A 14,977-nucleotide genomic window follows, 5' to 3' on the forward strand; every position below is an offset into this window, starting at 1 on the left:
CATTGCCCCACCGGACATTCGGGAGACGAACATGCAATGGTGCCTGCACGGCGAGCGCCGCGACCAGCGGAGCGATACGCTGTCACGCTTCGACCCGCGCTACTGGACGGTCGATTTCCCGCGCCCGATGATGGCGGCGGTGGTGGCGACCGCGCCGGATGCCTTGCGGGTCGATGCGGTCTTCTATCACACCGACGATCTGGCGGGGCTGATCTGGGAGTCGGCCGATCGGCACGACCATCCGCTGCTGCGCTACGACACGGTGCGCGACTATCGCGACTGCCGGTTGCGGTTCCGCTGGCGCTCCGGCGGGATCAAGCCGCTGGATGCGCCGCACGGGCCGACGCTGACGATCGAAGGACGGGACGAGAGCGGCAAGGCTCGCGCTTGGTATGTCCGGCTGTGGAATTATGCGACCGGCACGCCCGAGGATGCCGAGATCGTCCTCGACTTCGCCGATCTGGCGGGCGGGTTCAAATTCCCCGAGGATCGCGATCCGGTCTGGGCGGGCGATATCGACCGCATGTTCGTCTCGCTGGTCGCCCCCGGTTACGATGCAGGTGCTGCGTTCCTAGCCCAGCCGCAGGAGGGGTGGGTTGAATTGACCGACATGGCCTGCACGGGGCCGGGGTCGGTGATCGGGATCGGCGCGGCGGTGCTGCCCGAGCATGGCTTCGGGATCGCGAGCGGTTATGACGACAGTTATCACCTGACGCCGCAGCGTCTGCTGCGCAACATGCTGCACCTCGGCTATCGGGGGAGCATCGTCCATTATGTCGGGATGAGCCATTATTTCCGGCTCGAACGCAGTGGCGAGGGGCTCTACGCCAGCCTGGCCGGCGGTGCGCTGAACGTGGCGAGTGCCGCCTGGCATCGCGGGTTCGCGAGCGAGGCCAAGGCGCTGGGCTACGGCCTGATCTGGTCGCTGTCCTATGAGCTGTTCGATGCGCATTGCTGGGGCGACTGGAAGCAGCGCGCGGCCGATGGCGCGCCCGCGCTGACCGGCTGGGAACCGCCCTCGACGCTGCTCAGCCCGGCGCATTCGGGTGCGATGGCCTATCTCCAGATCGTCACGCAGGCGTTTCTGGCGATCGGCCAGACCGCCGGGCTCACCCCGCAATTCCAGGTTGGCGAGCCCTGGTGGTGGGTACGCCCCTCGGACGGCGCGCCATGCCTTTACGATGCGGCGGCGGTGGCGGCCTTCGCGCCGGTGCCGATGGCGAGCATGGCGGGAGCAAAGAGCCAGGCGGAGCACGACACGCTTGACCGGGCGGGGGCGTGCCTGGCGGCATCGACGGCAGCGCTTTGCGCGGCGGCGAAGGCGGCGGCACCGGGCTGCGTCACCCACCTGCTCACCTATCTGCCGACCGTACTCGATCCCCTGTCGCCCGAGGCGAAGCGCGCCAACATGCCGGTCGGTTGGGCGAGCCCGGCCTTCGATGTGCTGCAACTGGAGGATTACGACTGGGTGACGGCGGGCGACACCGCCGCGACCCGCAAGGGCGTCGCGCTGGCCGAGGCGCGGCTCGGCTATCCGCCGGGGCGGCAGCATTATCTGTCGGGCTTCGTGCTGCGCGCCGACCAGCGTGCGGGGTGGGGCTGGATCGCCGATGCCGCACAAACGGCGCGCGAGCGGGGCGTGGCCGCGACGTACCTGTGGGCGATGCCGCAGGTGATGCGCGACGGTTTCGTCTGTTGGGAAGGGGAGGGTGATATGCAGGCTTTCGACGACGTGCTGTTCCCCCTGGCGCTGGGGCGCGAGGCGGAGGTGACGCCCGGTTTCTCGACCGCGATCCTGACCAGCGCGGGTGGGCGAGAGGCGCGCAATGCCGCCTGGGCCGAGGCGCGGACGACCTATGATGTCGGCCCCGGCATCCGCTCGGCGGAGGATATCGCCGCGCTGCTCGCCTTTTTCCGCGCGCGGATGGGCCCGGCGCGCGGATTTCGCCTGCGCGATCCGTTCGACAGTGTCGGCGTCGATCAGGTGGTCGGAACGGGCGACGGCACGACGCGCCGCTTCGCGCTGGTCCGCCATTATGACGACCAGCTTCGCCGCATCACCCGCCCCGTGGCGGGCAGCGTGTCGGTGAAGGTGGCGGGCGTCGGCGTCACCGGCTTTGCGCTCGAGCCGGGCGGCTGGCTGGTGTTCGACACCGCTCCCGCCCCAGGCGCTGCGATCACCGCCAGCTTCACCTTCGACGTGCCCGTCCGCTTCGCCGAGGACCGGCTGAGCGCGACGCTGGCCGGGTTCCAGGCGGGCGCGGCCCCCTCGGTGCCGCTGGTCGAGGTGCGCGAGGCATGAGCGCCGATACGCTGACGACATGGGTGTTGTGCTGGCGGATCGCGCGGCGCGACGGGGCGACGATCGGGCTGACGGGGCATGACCATGACCTGTGGATCGACGGCCTGCGCTACCGTGCCGCGCCCGGCCTGACGCCGAGTGCGATCCTGCGCGGCGATGGGCTGGACCCCGATCTCATGGACGCCTCGGGCGCGCTGACCAGCGAGGCGATCGGCGAGCGGGACCTGCTGGCAGGCCGCTGGGACGGGGCAAGCGTCGCGGCGATCGCGGTCGACTGGACCGGGGAGGCAGCCCCCGTGGCCCTGGGTCAGGGCGAGATCGGCACGGTGCAACTGGGCGAGGGGGGCTTCACCGCCGAGTTGCGCGGGGTCGGCGCGCTGCTCGACCGGCCGGTGGCGGAGGAAACCTCGCCCGATTGTCGCGCCGCGCTGGGCGACCGACGATGCCGCGTCGCGATGGCGGGGCGGCGGCGGTTCGCGCGGGTCGATACATGGGACGGCCAGGGCGTGCTGACGCTCGACCGCGCAGAGCCGGTCGCCAATGCCTATGGCCAGGGGCGGCTGATCTGGTTCGGCGGCGCCAATGCCGGGCTGGAGTCGGCGATCGCGTGGTCGGAGGGGAACCGGCTATGGCTGTCCGCTGCGCCCGCCTTCGCGGTCGAAGGCACGCCGCTGATCGAACTGGTCGAGGGGTGCGACAAAAGGCTGGAGACCTGCCTGTCGCGCTTCGCCAATGTCGCGAATTTCCGGGGCGAGCCGTTCCTGCCCGGCATCGACCTGCTCACCCGTTATCCCGGCGCATGAGCGGGGTCGAGGCGGTGGCGCGCGCGCTGATCGGCGTGCGGTTCCGGCTGCATGGCCGCGATGCGGACCATGGGCTGGACTGTGTCGGGCTGGTCGCGGCGGCGACGGGGCAGGCCGCGCCGACCGGCTATGGCTGGCGGCGCGGCGATGAAGGCCGGGTAGCGGCGCTGCTCGACGCGGCCTTCCCGCGCGGCGGGGACGCGCCTGGCGCGGTGATGCTGCTGCGGGCCGGGCCGGGGCAGCTGCATCTGGCGATCCGGGTGAGCGACGGGATCGTCCATGCCGATGCGGGGCTGCGCCGGGTGGCCTGGCGACCGGGTGCGCCGCCCTGGCCCGTGCTGGGATATTGGAAGGGGGAGGGGTAATGGCGACCTTGGTCTTGGGCACGGTGGGACGTGCGCTGCTGGGGCCGGTGGGCGGCGCGATCGGCGCGCTGATCGGCAATCGGGTGGATCATGCCGTGCTGGGCTCGCCCCGCCGGCAGGGGCCGCGCCTGACCGAGCTGTCGGTCCAGACATCGACCTATGGCACGCAGATGCCCGCCGTCTTCGGCACGATGCGCGTCGCCGGGCCGGTGATCTGGGCGACCGACCTGGTCGAGGCGCGCGGGCTGACCGGTGGCGGCAAGGGACGGCCCGCCACCGAAAGCTATAGCTATTCGGCCAATTTCGCGGTCGCGCTGTCGGGGCGGGCGATCCGGCGGGTGGGGCGGATCTGGGCCGATGGGCGGCTGCTGCGCGGGAGTGCGGGCGACTTCAAGGTCGCGACCGGCTTTCGCCTGCATAGCGGCACCGAGGACCAGCCGGTCGATCCGCTGATCGCCTCGGTCGAGGGGGCGCGGGCTCCCGCCTTTCGCGGGATCGCCTATGCGGTGTTCGAGGGGCTGGCGCTGGCCGAGTTCGGCAATCGCATCCCCCAGCTGACCTTCGAGGTGGAGGCCGATGCGGCGCCGGTGTCGTGCGGCACGATCGCCCAGGCCCTGTCGCCGCTGATCCAGGCGGGCGATGCGGGCGTGACCGTCTCCGGTTTCGCCGCGAGCGGCGGCAGCGTGCGCGCGGTGCTGGCGATGCTGGCCGATATGAGCGGTGGCCAATGGGTGGCGGACGGGTCCGGCCTGCGGCTGGCGGCGCCCGTATCGGGGGCGGTCGGGTCGATCCGGGACGAGGGGATGGGCGCCGCCGGACCCGGCCGCCGGGGTGTCCGCGCCGTGGCGGCCGAGGTGCTGGTCCCCGCCCGGGTGACCGTGGCGCATTACGACCCTGCGCGCGATTATCAGATCGGGACGCAGCAGGCGCGTCGGCCCGGCGGTATCCGTGACGAGCGGCTGGAGCTGGCGGCGGCGCTGGACGCTACCACTGCGCGGACGCTGGCCGAAACCCGGCTGGCGCGCCGCCTGGCCGAGCGGGTGCGGCGGACGGTGACGCTCGGCCCCGAGGCGCTCGACATCGACCCAGGCGCGGTCGTGACGATCGAGGGCGAGGCGGGGCGCTGGCGCGTGGTCGAGGCGGCGTGGGAGGCGATGGCGGTGCGCTTGACCTGCGTCCCGCTGGCGCAGGATGCACCGGTCCAGCCCGCCTCGCCGGGCCGCATCGCACCCGCGCCGGACCAGCCGATCGGTCAGACCCGGCTGATCGCCTTCGAGATGCCGCCGCTCACCGACGAGCTGTTGACGATGCCGCGCCTGACGGTCGTGGCGGCGGGCGGCCCCGGCTGGCGACAGGCAAGCCTGTCCTGCAGCCTGGACGACGGGGCGAGCTGGATGCCGCTCGGCCCCACGGCGCTGCCCGGGGTGATCGGGGTGGTGACGGCGGTGATGCCGGGTGGTGACGGTCGGTTGATCGACCGGCGCGGCGCGATCGAGGTGCAGGTGGCCGAGGATCTGGCCGATGCCGATGCCGCCGCGATCGAGGCGGGCGCGAACCTGGCCTGGATCGGTGGCGAGCTGATCCAGTTCGCCCGCGCCGCACCCCTGGGACAGGGGCGCTGGCGGCTGACCGAACTGCGGCGCGGGCTGCGCGGTACCGAGGCGATGATCGGGACAGCGGCACCGGGGGCGTCCTTCGTCCGCCTCGATTCCGCCACGGTGCGGACGATCGACGTGCCGGTGACGATGCTGGGCGGGCGGGTGCGCGTTCTGGCGCATGGTGTGGGGGATGGCCCGGACGGCGTCCAGGCCGTGGCCGAGGTGACAGGCCGCTCGATCCTGCCACCCGCGCCCATCGGCTGGCGATGCCGTCGCGGTGCGGATGGCCGCGTCACCATCGGCTGGACCCGGCGCAGCCGGATGGGTTGGCGCTGGCTCGACCGGGTCGACGTACCGCTGGCGGAGGAGCGGGAGCGTTATCGCATCGCGATCGGCGACCAGGTGGAAGAGGTCGATACGCCCGGCTGGACCGGGGCAGCCGAGGACGGCGTGCCGGTGGCGATATGGCAATTGGGGACCTGGGGCGCTTCGTCGCCGCTGGTCGGGATCGTGGGGGAGGGATGAGATGACCGACGAAACGCCGCGCTGGACGCTGCCGCTGCTGGCGGCGGGGCAGGCGCAAAAGGAGATCGCGCACAATGAAGCGCTCGGCCTGCTCGATCTGGTGGTTCAGCCCTGCGTCGAGTCGGTCGGACTCGACACGCCGCCGGGCGCACCCCAGCCGGGACAGGCCTGGATCGTCGGCCCGCAACCGACGGGCGCCTGGTCGGGCAGGGCCCAGGCGCTGGCGGGATGGACCGCGGGCGGGTGGCGATTCCTGGTTCCCCGGGCCGGGCTTGCGGTCTGGAGTCGGACCGATCAGTGTGCGGCGCAATGGGACGGAAATGGCTGGCATAGCGGACGGGTCAGCGGGCGCGAACTGATCCTCGACGGAAAAAAAGTTATTGGGTCGCAACGATCGCCCATTGCCGAAGCAAGCGGTGGTCAAGTCGTTGATATGGAAGCACGTTTGGTCCTGGAAGCGGTGCTGGCCGCGTTGCGTGGCCATGGTTTGATCGCGACGGGCTGACCAAATTTCTGTGATCTTAATGCCACAGTCGGGGGCTTTTGTTCGCTTGCGTGGAAACCAACGCTCCGATAGTGGGTTTGCGCTGTCCGTAGTGACAACCAAGAAAGGGGACTATGATGCGGAAGCTTGCCATTGTTCTGGCACTCGCCTCCACCGCTCTGGCTTCGCCTGCCCTCGCCCGCGACAAGTCGTGGTACGTCGGCATCGAAGGCGGCGGCATGATCGTCGAAGATATCAACTATGATATCACCGGCACGCGCACCGGCACCGGCACCGTCAACCACGATTATGGTTACGACGTTGACGGCGTGATGGGTTACGACTTCGGTGGTTTCCGTCTGGAAACCGAAGTCGGCTATCGCCGCGCGACGGTCGACAGCTACGCCTCGACCGCGATCACCAACACCGGCATCGGCACCGGCACGGTTCCGGCTGGCAGCTATAGCTATGCCGGCGGTTCCACCTCGGCGCTCAGCTTCATGCTGAACGGCTTGCTGGACTTCGGTGCCGACGACGGCATCCAGGGCTTCGTCGGCGGCGGCGTCGGCGTGGCGCGCGTCAAGGCGAACTACGCCCTGAACCGTCGTGCCGACTTCCTGAACGACTCGGACACCGTGTTCGCGTGGCAGGCTCTGGCGGGCATCCGTGCGCCGCTGACCGACCACATCGACGCGACGCTGAAGTATCGCTTCTTCAACGCCGAGAACGTCAAGCTGGTCGACGTCGCGAACAACACCTTCGACGGCCGTTTCCGTTCGCACTCGATCCTGGGTGGCGTGGCGTACAACTTCGGTGAGCCGGCTGCTCCGCCGCCTCAGCCCGAGGCCGTGCCGTGCTCGCCGGGTCCGTTCATCGTGTTCTTCGAGTGGAACAAGTCGGACGTCACCCCGGAAGCAGCGTCGATCCTCGACAACGCGATCACCCAGTACCAGAGCTGCGGCAATGCCCGCGTGATGGTTGCCGGCTTCACCGACACGTCTGGTACGCCGAAGTACAACATGGGTCTGTCGCAGCGTCGTGCCGACGCGGTGAAGGCGTACATGACGTCGCGTTCGATCCCGGATGGCTCGATCACGACCGAAGCGTTCGGCGAAGATCGCGACCACCTGCGCGTTCAGACCGCGGACGGCGTCCGCGAGGTCCAGAACCGTCGCGTGGAAATCACCTACGGTCCCGGCGCTGGCCAGTAAGCCACGCTCAGCCAAGGCTGATTGTCAAAGAGGGAGGTCGGCGAAAGCCGGCCTCCCTTTTTTGTGCCGGTTCATACTTTCTTGGCGACTGTCCAATATGGACAGATTCTTCGAGCGGGAAGGGAGGGACGGTGCCGCGGACGAACGCACATCATAAATGCCGCGAGGCGCGTCGGCAGGTCCTGATTCCCTGCCGTGTAAAGTCCCAGCGCGGCTGGGGGGATGCGTGCATCCATAATATCTCGTCGCGGGGCATGATGATCGCCTGCGACGACGCGCTGGTACCCGGCGAATATGTCGACCTCCGGCGGGGGCGGCAGGTGGTGATCGGCCGGGTGATATGGCGGCGCGACCGGTTTTCCGGCATCCGTACCCAGGACCTGATCAGCGCCGACGTCCTGGTCAACGAGCCCAGGCTGGAGGGACGCCCCGTCCAACAGGCGGGGGACGAGGACCGCCGCGATCCGCGCCAGCGCATGAATAGCGAGATCGAAGCCGCCCGGCGCATGGAACGCAGCCGCGCCATTTCCAGTGCGATGCAGTTCGGCGCGCTCGGCCTGTTCGGTCTGGTCGCCGCCGTGACGATCGCGCTGCAGGTCGGCCATGTGCTTGCCGCACCGGCTCAGCAGATCACCCAGGCGCTGGCGACGCAGGCGAAATAGGCCTCACCCTCTCCGACGACCGCCAGCCGGGACAGGGCAATGGGACGACCGCTATTCCTAGTCCGCCGCGATCGCCGCGACCAGCCATTCGGGCCGCAGCGCGTCGCCCAGCGATTCGACGCGACGATGCTCGACCATCAGCCCCAGCTCGGGATAGGCCGCCCGCGTCCGGTCGCCGACCTCGCCCAGCGGTGCGACGACCAGTCGCCGGTTGACCTTGGACCGGTGATGCATGCGCGCCGTATTTTCCTGCCCGACATAACAGCCCTTGGTGAAGCTGACCCCGTTCAACTCGCGGGCGTTGCACTCCAGCCATAGCGTCTCGCCCGATCCCAGCTCGCCGACGCCCTCGGTCACGCCCAGGCCCAGCCGGTGTGCGGTCCATCCACTCGCCGCTTCACCCGCCGGGGCCAGCCAGCGATGGCCGAGCACGGGCAGGCGCGGGTCCATCGGATGGTCGGAGGCATCCAGGCTCCAATGCACCGCCATCCCCTCGACCGGCGCGATCGTGATCGCGCGCCGCAACCGGTACATGGCCAGTCGCCGGGCCAGCCCTTCCGCCTGCGCGGCTTCCGCGTCGATCAGCACCGCCTCGCCCTCCGCCCACAGGATGAAGTCGAACAGCGCCTTGCCTTGCGGCGTCAGCAGGCCCGCCCAGCGCGGCGCCTCCGGGGTCAGCCCGACGACATCCTGCGTCACCAGACCCTGCAGGAAACCCCGGACATCCTCGCCCGCGATCCGGATCAGCCGGCGGTCGGTCAGGGTCGTGCCGGATGGGGTGCCGGGGTGTGTCGCGGGGGCGGTCGTCGGGGTGGTATCGCTCATGCGAGCAAGGTAGGAGGGCGCAACCCTATGCGAAAGGCCCGTTCGTCATGACCTTCGACCTGCTTCTCTCCGGTGGCACCGTTCATACCCCCGGCGGCCCCGTCCGCGCCGATGTCGGTGTGCGCGGCGGCCGAATCGTGGAGATCGGGGCGACAGGCGATGCGGGCCGCGTGATCGACTGTACCGGCCTCGACATCCTGCCCGGCGTCATCGACACCCAGGTGCATTTTCGCGAGCCCGGGCTGATGCACAAGGAAGACCTGGCGAGCGGCAGCCGCGCGGCGGTGATGGGCGGCGTGACCGCCGTGTTCGAGATGCCGAACACCAAGCCGAACACCGATTCGGCCGACGCGATCACCGACAAGCTGACCCGCGCGAAGACCATGTTCTGCGACCACGCCTTTTACGTCGGCGCGACCAACCACAATGCCCGCGACCTGGCCGAGCTGGAGCGGATGCCCGGTACGGCGGGTGTGAAGATCTTCATGGGCGCCTCGACCGGCGACCTGCTGGTGTCGGAAGATGCGCGGCTGGCCGAGGTGCTCGCCTCGGGCCATCGCCGCGTCGCCATCCATGCCGAGGACGAGGACCGGATGAACGCGCGCGTCGACGAGCGGATCGAGGGCGATCCGTCCTCGCATCCTGTCTGGCGCGACGATGAGAGCGCGATGCTCGCCACCCGCCGCATCCTGCGCCTGGCCCGCGAAGCCAATCGCCGTATCCACATCCTGCACGTCACCACCCCGGCCGAGCTGGAATATATCGGCCAGAACAAGGATATTGCGACCTGCGAGGTGACGCCGCAGCATCTGACGCTGGCGGGCGAGGAGGCCTATCCGCGTCTCGGCACGCTGGCGCAGATGAACCCGCCGATCCGCTCGGGCGCGCACCGCGAGGGTCTGTGGTACTGGTTGAACCAGGGCGTGCCCGACGTCATCGGTTCCGATCATGCGCCGCATACGCTGGAGGAAAAGGCCAAGCCCTATCCCGGCAGCCCCAGCGGGATGCCGGGCGTGCAGACGCTGCTGCCGTTGCTGCTCGACCATGCCGCCAATGGCCGTTTGTCGCTCCAGCGCGTGATCGAGCTGACCAGCGCCGGTGCGCAGCGCATCTTCGGCATCGTCGGCAAGGGGCGGATCGCGGCCGGGTATGATGCCGACTTCACCATCGTCGACCTCAAGAAGCGCTGGACGATCGAGGATCAGTGGCTCCAGTCCAAGTGCGGCTGGTCGCCCTTCACCGGCATGGAACTGACCGGCAAGCCGATCGGCACGATCATTCGCGGCGAGGTCGCGATGTGGGAGGATCAGCTCGCCGCCGCGCCGACCGGTCAGCCGCTGCGCTTCGAGGCGGTCGACTTCGGATGAGCGAGAGGCGGTGGGTGCGCGACATCCGGGTCTATTGCCCGGTCGCACCCCCGACCCTGGCGGCGATGATCGCCGGGGATCCCGGCGCGGTGGAGCGGGACGATACCGCCGCCGCGCTGCTGGCGATCCTGCGCATCCCGCCGCTCGGCGATTTCGGGCGGTATCGCGAGGTGGTGGAACTGGCGATCGGTTATGAAGGCTTCCGGCCTGGCGAGGGCGCGGTGCCGACGCTGGGTGCGGTGGGCGAGGCGAGCTGGTCGCCCACCGTCATCCTGACCGCGATGTACGATGCCGGCGCAAATGTGGATGCGCTTACCGAGCAGCTGCTAGCCATGCATCCCTGGGACGTGCCGGTTATCGTGGTGAGCGAGCCCTATCGGTTGCTGGTACGGGGGTAGGGCAGGGCGCGGGCTTCGACTTCGCTCAGCCTGAACGGCTGTCTATCCTCAAACCCCGTTCAGGCTGAGCCCTTCGGCTGGCTGGCAAGCCAGCCGCTCAGGATAAACTTCGGCGCGGAGCGCCGAAGTCGAAGCCCAAGGGAATCCCTCGCGCCCCCAGCCCCGCATCAGAACGGCAACCACCGCGCCTTATGCGTGAAGTTCATATACCCCACATTCACGCCCGCGCGCCAACCGACGCCCAGCCGCACCGGGATCAGCACCACATTGCCGCGCCGCAAATAGGTCGCGGCGAACCCGCCGACGAAATAGAGCCGCCCCTCGGCCGCCGGGAAGCGGTGGAACAGCTCCTCGGTGTCGTAGAGGTTGTAGACCAGCACGAAGACCTTGTTCGCGTCGCCGCCGATATCGAAGCCCAGCGACGGACCGGTCCAATAGACCGGCATCTGCCCCTCGACCTTATGGGTCATGATGCCCGAGCCATAGCGTAGCCCGACGACGAACGCGCCCGACGCCTCGCGGCCCGCGATATAGGCATTGGGGCGCCCCTGTTCCTTCAGGATGCGCTCGATGATGCCCGCCAGGCCCTCGGCGCCCTTGCCGAACACACCTTCGCCCGCCGCGAGCAGGTCGTCGCGCTCGAACGTGTCGGCGGCCTGCGTCGTCTGGGTCGCGCGCGTGTCCGGCGAGGTGGCGGGCGGCGGCGTCACCGGCGTCGACTGCGCGGGCGGGAGGGACGGCATGGTCGTATCGTCCTGGGGCGGCGTGCTGCGCTGGTCGCGCGGCACCTGCTGCGACGGCGGGCGCGAGGCTTGCGTGCCCAGGTCGCTGTCGATGCCCTGATTGGGGTCGATCGTGCGCACCTGCGCCGCCACGGGGGCCGCGGCGATCAGCGCAAGGCCACCCAGCAGCGACAGGGTAGGACGGACGATACGCATGACTTTTCAACTCCCCCGGCGGACCGATGGGCCACGTTAACCAGCCCCCGCCTTGCAGTGCAATGAATGACGGGACGGGGCCTAGTCGATTTTCCGCATAAAATCCCGCTCAGACCCGGTTGATTGCCTCCACCGGCCCCGCTATAGCCGCACCTCGCCGCAGCCGGAGACGTGGGTGAGTGGCTGAAACCAACGCTTTGCTAAAGCGTCGTACGGGAAACCGTACCGAGGGTTCGAATCCCTCCGTCTCCGCCATTGCCCGTCGATCGCACGAACGGATCGAAATTCGGGACCGCGCGCGCAATATCCCTGCCCCCTCCTGTGGCGTTGGTGATTGGCCCGCGCTAGGCCTTTGGCTATGACCGTCCGTCCTTTCCCAGAAACACGTCGCGCCTGACCATGGGCGGCAATCGCTATTATCAGGGTGCGCCGAGCGACCATTTCGACGGCACACGCTTTTTCAATCCGGGGCAGGAGAGCACCGATCGCGGGTTGCGAGCGATCTTGCGCTGGAAGCTGGGCGGACGGCCGGCGAAATGGCCGGTATCCGTTCCGGTGACGCCTGCCAGGCCGGAGGTGCGGGTCGAAGGCCTGTGCGTGACGATGGTCGGTCACGCCTCGCTGCTGATCCAGGTCGCAGGCGTCAATATCCTGACCGATCCCGTCTGGTCAGCGCGGGCGAGCCCCTTTCGCCATGTCGGCCCGAAGCGTGTGACCGCGCCAGGCATCGCGTTCGCGGACCTGCCGCCGATCGATATCGTCCTGCTCAGCCATGGCCATTACGATCATCTGGATATCGAGACGCTCCGGCGGTTGCAGGCGGCGCATGATCCGGTGATGGCGATGCCGCTGGGCAATGACGCGATCGTGCGGCGGGCGATACCAGAGGCGCGCTGCGTGACGGCGGACTGGTGGGATCGCCTGGATTTGGGGCAGGGGATCGCGACGACGCTGACGCCCGCCTATCACTGGTCGAACCGTTGGCCGAGCGATGCGCGGATGATGCTATGGGGCGGCCATTATCTCGACACGCCGGCCGGGTCGCTATGGTTCGTCGGCGACACTGGCTATGGCGACGGGCGAATCTTCGGGGAGATACGCGCGCGGCTGGGCTCGCCGGATGTCGCGCTGATCCCGATCGGGGCCTATGCGCCGCGATGGTTCATGGCCGCCCAGCATGTCGATCCCGTCCAGGCGGTGCGGATCTTTCAGGACGTGGCGGCGGGCAAGGCCCTGGGCATTCACTGGGGTACGTTCCAGCTCACCGACGAGGCGCGCAACGCGCCGGTCGAGGAACTGACCCAGGCGCTGTCCGCCGCAGGAGTTGCGGCCGACCGCTTCGTCGCGGCCGAGCCGGGATGCGCCTATTCGTTCGCCTGACCGACGCTGGCCTCAAACGCCTTTGGGCAGCGCCGTGCAGGGGACGTTGTCGGCGGTCCAGTCGATCTCGTCGGGCGCGGGAACATTGCCGCCCTTGCCGATGTCCGCCTTTTTCCCCTTGGGGCTATAGGTCACATAGGCCTTGCTGTTGTCGAAGGCCGGAATACGCGCATTGTCGCGCTCTGCGGCGGCGGCGTCGATTTCGGTCTGTTCGATGCGCGAACCCCGGATCATGCGGATCGTGCCGCCCCGCATCTCCCAGGCGCGGTAATAGTTACGGCCGAACAGCCGCTGGTCGAAACCGGGCGTCGTCGACCATTGCCGCGCCTCGGTCGTGGCCGGCAGGCGAAGGGTGGTGGCATAGCAGTCATATTCGGGCTTGGTGTAGAAGGGCACGTCCCGGCGCGTGTCGCCGCCCCGGCTGCGCCGTTCGGGCGGGCTGAAGCCACCGCCGGGCAGCGCCAGCGACTTCGTGCCATCGGTACCATTCTCCCAGTCGATCGTGCCGGTGCCCTTGATGGTCAGGACGCTCGCCTGCGCCTTCTGGTCGTAGCGCCATGTCGCGCTGTCGACCGCCTGCCAGAAGTCGCCGACCATGTTTTGGCGCAGCGCTTCCAATAGCTGGCCGTTGGTGATGGCCGAGAACTGCATCTGCTGCTGCAACCCCGTTACGCCGCGCACGATGGTGGTCATCGTCATCCCGGCGGGCTTGTCGAAGCCGGCACGCGCGTCGAGGTCGAACAGGGTGATCTCATCGGGCGTCTGCGCCATCCGCCAGGGCAGCTGCTCCAGCCCGTTGCCCTTGGGCGTCAGCGGCAGGACCCATTGCACGGGGAATAGGGGCCGGGCGGCGGGCGTCGCCACCGCGGGCAGGGTGCCGTCCAGCCAATAGGCGCGTCCGTCGATCTGCGCGCGGACCAGCACATGGTCGAACAGCTGGGGTCCGGGTAGTCGCTGGTCGAAGCCATCGTCGCTGCCGCTGGAATTGACGATCACCGGTTCCGCTTCGATGCCCATTTCGCGCAGCAGGGCGAGAAGCAGCGCAGTCTTGCCCTTGCAGTCGCCATAGCGGCGCTGCCACGTCTCGTCGGCGGTGGCCGGGGTCAGGTTGCCGCCGTTCAGCCCGACATAGATATAGCGGACATCCTGCTGGACCATCTTCAACGCCGCCGCCGCCCGGTCGAGCGGGGCGGGGTGCGCGGCGGCGATCCGGACGGCCTCGGCCTTGAGCGGCGAGGTTGCGGGCAGGGTCGAGGCCTTGAGATAGAGCGGCGCGAAATGGCGCGACACAGATGTCCAGTCGGCAAAGTCGCTATATTCGGCGATCCGCATCCATTGATAACGGGGCGGCGCGTCCTTGGGCGGGGTCAGGATCGCGGGGTTGTCGAACCGCCAGTCCAGGCCGTTCTCGGCGGCCTTCACCGCCGCGGTCAGGTCGGGGGTCATCTGGACACGGGGCTTGTGCCCCGCCGCCCAGCGCAGGCCCAGATGATAGCGGCCCGGCGCTGGGCTCTGCGCCATGACGAGCAGGCCGGAGGCCTTGGTCCCCATTACCGGGTCCTTGGAAAAGCTGGTCCATTCGACCTCCAGCTCGTCGCCCACGCGCAGGTCGGGCACGCGCAGCATGGCAGTCAGCGTACCGTCGAGCTTGGCCTGCTCCAGCTTGTCCTCGCGCCGCAGGATCTCGAACGATGTGGCCTTCAGCACGTCGATCGTTTGGCCGTCGCGGATGATGGTGATGCCATGCACGATCGGCGGCCCTGCCGCCGGGTCCCAGGTCAGTGCGAGATTGCCGATCTGCAACGCGTTGGATTGCAGGATCTTGACGCGGTAGCCCAGATATTGCGCCTGCCCCTGGTCATCGAGATGCGCCTCGACATCCTGGCGGCGGATGAAGACCGGGCCGCTGGGATCGGCGGGCACGGTCATCGGCTCGGACCGGGTGGCCCAGGCGGGGAGGGGGCCGCGCCGCACCTGATCCGCTTGCGCCCCCGCCGTGCCGGCGGCGAGCATCGACACCAGCGCCATCGCCATCACACGCAACTGCATTCCCCCCAAGTCCGTCCCTTTGCCCCGGTTCGGCATAGTGACAGAAGCGCCGCCGGGTTCAAGCCGGGCC

13 protein-coding genes and 1 tRNA gene are annotated in these 14,977 nt (G+C 69.0%); 11 read left to right on the top strand and 3 right to left on the bottom strand.

The features are described 5' to 3' along the window. Positions 1–31: 31 nt before the first annotated feature. The 7 genes from QZ546_RS08150 (at position 32) to QZ546_RS08180 (ending at position 7,950) form a co-directional block, all read left to right on the top strand. On the top strand, positions 32–2,302 hold the full coding sequence (locus QZ546_RS08150) for a DUF2460 domain-containing protein (RefSeq protein WP_294236094.1): 2,271 nt from the start codon (positions 32–34) through the stop codon (positions 2,300–2,302). Next, positions 2,299–3,105 carry a DUF2163 domain-containing protein gene (locus tag QZ546_RS08155; protein WP_294236095.1) on the top strand — a complete coding sequence of 269 codons (807 nt, stop codon included), beginning with the start codon at positions 2,299–2,301 and terminating at the stop codon, positions 3,103–3,105. The genes QZ546_RS08150 and QZ546_RS08155 overlap by 4 nt, the downstream gene beginning before the upstream one ends. Then, a complete protein-coding gene (locus QZ546_RS08160; protein ID WP_294236096.1) occupies positions 3,102–3,470 on the top strand; it encodes a peptidoglycan endopeptidase in 369 nt (122 codons plus the stop codon). The genes QZ546_RS08155 and QZ546_RS08160 overlap by 4 nt, the downstream gene beginning before the upstream one ends. Next, on the top strand, positions 3,470–5,593 hold the full coding sequence (locus QZ546_RS08165) for a phage tail protein (protein ID WP_294236097.1): 2,124 nt from the start codon (positions 3,470–3,472) through the stop codon (positions 5,591–5,593). Before QZ546_RS08160 ends, QZ546_RS08165 begins: the two co-directional genes overlap by 1 nt. A 1-nt stretch (position 5,594) precedes the next feature. Next, complete coding sequence (locus QZ546_RS08170; protein WP_294236098.1) at positions 5,595–6,098, top strand: DUF2793 domain-containing protein; 504 nt, start codon at positions 5,595–5,597, stop codon at positions 6,096–6,098. 116 nt (positions 6,099–6,214) lie between these two features. Continuing rightward, complete coding sequence (locus tag QZ546_RS08175) at positions 6,215–7,288, top strand: OmpA family protein (RefSeq protein ID WP_294236099.1); 1,074 nt, start codon at positions 6,215–6,217, stop codon at positions 7,286–7,288. 254 nt (positions 7,289–7,542) lie between these two features. Further along, the gene (locus QZ546_RS08180) at positions 7,543–7,950 is read left to right on the top strand and encodes a hypothetical protein (RefSeq protein ID WP_294236100.1); all 408 of its coding nucleotides are present in this window, start codon (positions 7,543–7,545) and stop codon (positions 7,948–7,950) included. Between the two features lie 57 nt (positions 7,951–8,007). Here the strand turns inward: QZ546_RS08180 and QZ546_RS08185 are convergent, their stop codons facing one another. Then, positions 8,008–8,775, bottom strand: coding sequence for a folate-binding protein (locus QZ546_RS08185; RefSeq protein ID WP_294236101.1), 768 nt, complete (start codon positions 8,773–8,775; stop codon positions 8,008–8,010). A gap of 47 nt (positions 8,776–8,822) precedes the next feature. Between QZ546_RS08185 and QZ546_RS08190 the strand changes: the two genes are divergently transcribed. Further along, positions 8,823–10,142 carry a dihydroorotase gene (locus tag QZ546_RS08190; RefSeq protein ID WP_294236102.1) on the top strand — a complete coding sequence of 440 codons (1,320 nt, stop codon included), beginning with the start codon at positions 8,823–8,825 and terminating at the stop codon, positions 10,140–10,142. Beyond that, positions 10,139–10,540 (top strand): hypothetical protein, encoded by a 402-nt coding sequence (locus QZ546_RS08195; protein WP_294236103.1) that lies wholly within the window; start codon positions 10,139–10,141, stop codon positions 10,538–10,540. The genes QZ546_RS08190 and QZ546_RS08195 overlap by 4 nt, the downstream gene beginning before the upstream one ends. A gap of 167 nt (positions 10,541–10,707) precedes the next feature. Here the strand turns inward: QZ546_RS08195 and QZ546_RS08200 are convergent, their stop codons facing one another. After that, positions 10,708–11,478 (bottom strand): DUF1134 domain-containing protein, encoded by a 771-nt coding sequence (locus QZ546_RS08200; RefSeq protein WP_294236104.1) that lies wholly within the window; start codon positions 11,476–11,478, stop codon positions 10,708–10,710. Positions 11,479–11,643: 165 nt separating this feature from the next. Here QZ546_RS08200 and QZ546_RS08205 point away from each other — a divergent pair. Together QZ546_RS08205 and QZ546_RS08210 are read left to right on the top strand one after the other, a co-directional pair. Continuing rightward, positions 11,644–11,733: transfer RNA gene (locus QZ546_RS08205), tRNA-Ser, on the top strand. Between the two features lie 144 nt (positions 11,734–11,877). Then, the gene (locus tag QZ546_RS08210) at positions 11,878–12,858 is read left to right on the top strand and encodes an MBL fold metallo-hydrolase (protein WP_294236105.1); all 981 of its coding nucleotides are present in this window, start codon (positions 11,878–11,880) and stop codon (positions 12,856–12,858) included. Positions 12,859–12,870: 12 nt separating this feature from the next. Here QZ546_RS08210 and QZ546_RS08215 read toward each other — a convergent pair whose 3' ends face one another. After that, on the bottom strand, positions 12,871–14,907 hold the full coding sequence (locus QZ546_RS08215; RefSeq protein ID WP_294236106.1) for a DUF3857 domain-containing transglutaminase family protein: 2,037 nt from the start codon (positions 14,905–14,907) through the stop codon (positions 12,871–12,873). Positions 14,908–14,977 lie beyond the last annotated feature (70 nt).

It is taken from the genome of uncultured Sphingomonas sp. (assembly GCF_913062585.1).
In the GTDB taxonomy this organism is placed as follows: Bacteria; Pseudomonadota; Alphaproteobacteria; order Sphingomonadales; family Sphingomonadaceae; genus Sphingomonas.

Excerpts from the sequence above, each read along its gene's own strand:
- QZ546_RS08150 (WP_294236094.1), top strand. The coding sequence starts at position 32 with ATGCAATGGTGCCTGCACGGCGAGCGCCGCGACCAGCGGAGCGATACG.
- QZ546_RS08155 (WP_294236095.1), top strand. The coding sequence starts at position 2,299 with ATGAGCGCCGATACGCTGACGACATGGGTGTTGTGCTGGCGGATCGCG.
- QZ546_RS08160 (WP_294236096.1), top strand. The coding sequence starts at position 3,102 with ATGAGCGGGGTCGAGGCGGTGGCGCGCGCGCTGATCGGCGTGCGGTTC.
- QZ546_RS08165 (WP_294236097.1), top strand. The coding sequence starts at position 3,470 with ATGGCGACCTTGGTCTTGGGCACGGTGGGACGTGCGCTGCTGGGGCCG.
- QZ546_RS08170 (WP_294236098.1), top strand. The coding sequence starts at position 5,595 with ATGACCGACGAAACGCCGCGCTGGACGCTGCCGCTGCTGGCGGCGGGG.
- QZ546_RS08175 (WP_294236099.1), top strand. The coding sequence starts at position 6,215 with ATGCGGAAGCTTGCCATTGTTCTGGCACTCGCCTCCACCGCTCTGGCT.
- QZ546_RS08180 (WP_294236100.1), top strand. The coding sequence starts at position 7,543 with ATGATGATCGCCTGCGACGACGCGCTGGTACCCGGCGAATATGTCGAC.
- QZ546_RS08185 (WP_294236101.1), bottom strand. The coding sequence starts at position 8,775 with ATGAGCGATACCACCCCGACGACCGCCCCCGCGACACACCCCGGCACC.
- QZ546_RS08190 (WP_294236102.1), top strand. The coding sequence starts at position 8,823 with ATGACCTTCGACCTGCTTCTCTCCGGTGGCACCGTTCATACCCCCGGC.
- QZ546_RS08195 (WP_294236103.1), top strand. The coding sequence starts at position 10,139 with ATGAGCGAGAGGCGGTGGGTGCGCGACATCCGGGTCTATTGCCCGGTC.
- QZ546_RS08200 (WP_294236104.1), bottom strand. The coding sequence starts at position 11,478 with ATGCGTATCGTCCGTCCTACCCTGTCGCTGCTGGGTGGCCTTGCGCTG.
- QZ546_RS08210 (WP_294236105.1), top strand. The coding sequence starts at position 11,878 with ATGGGCGGCAATCGCTATTATCAGGGTGCGCCGAGCGACCATTTCGAC.
- QZ546_RS08215 (WP_294236106.1), bottom strand. The coding sequence starts at position 14,907 with ATGCAGTTGCGTGTGATGGCGATGGCGCTGGTGTCGATGCTCGCCGCC.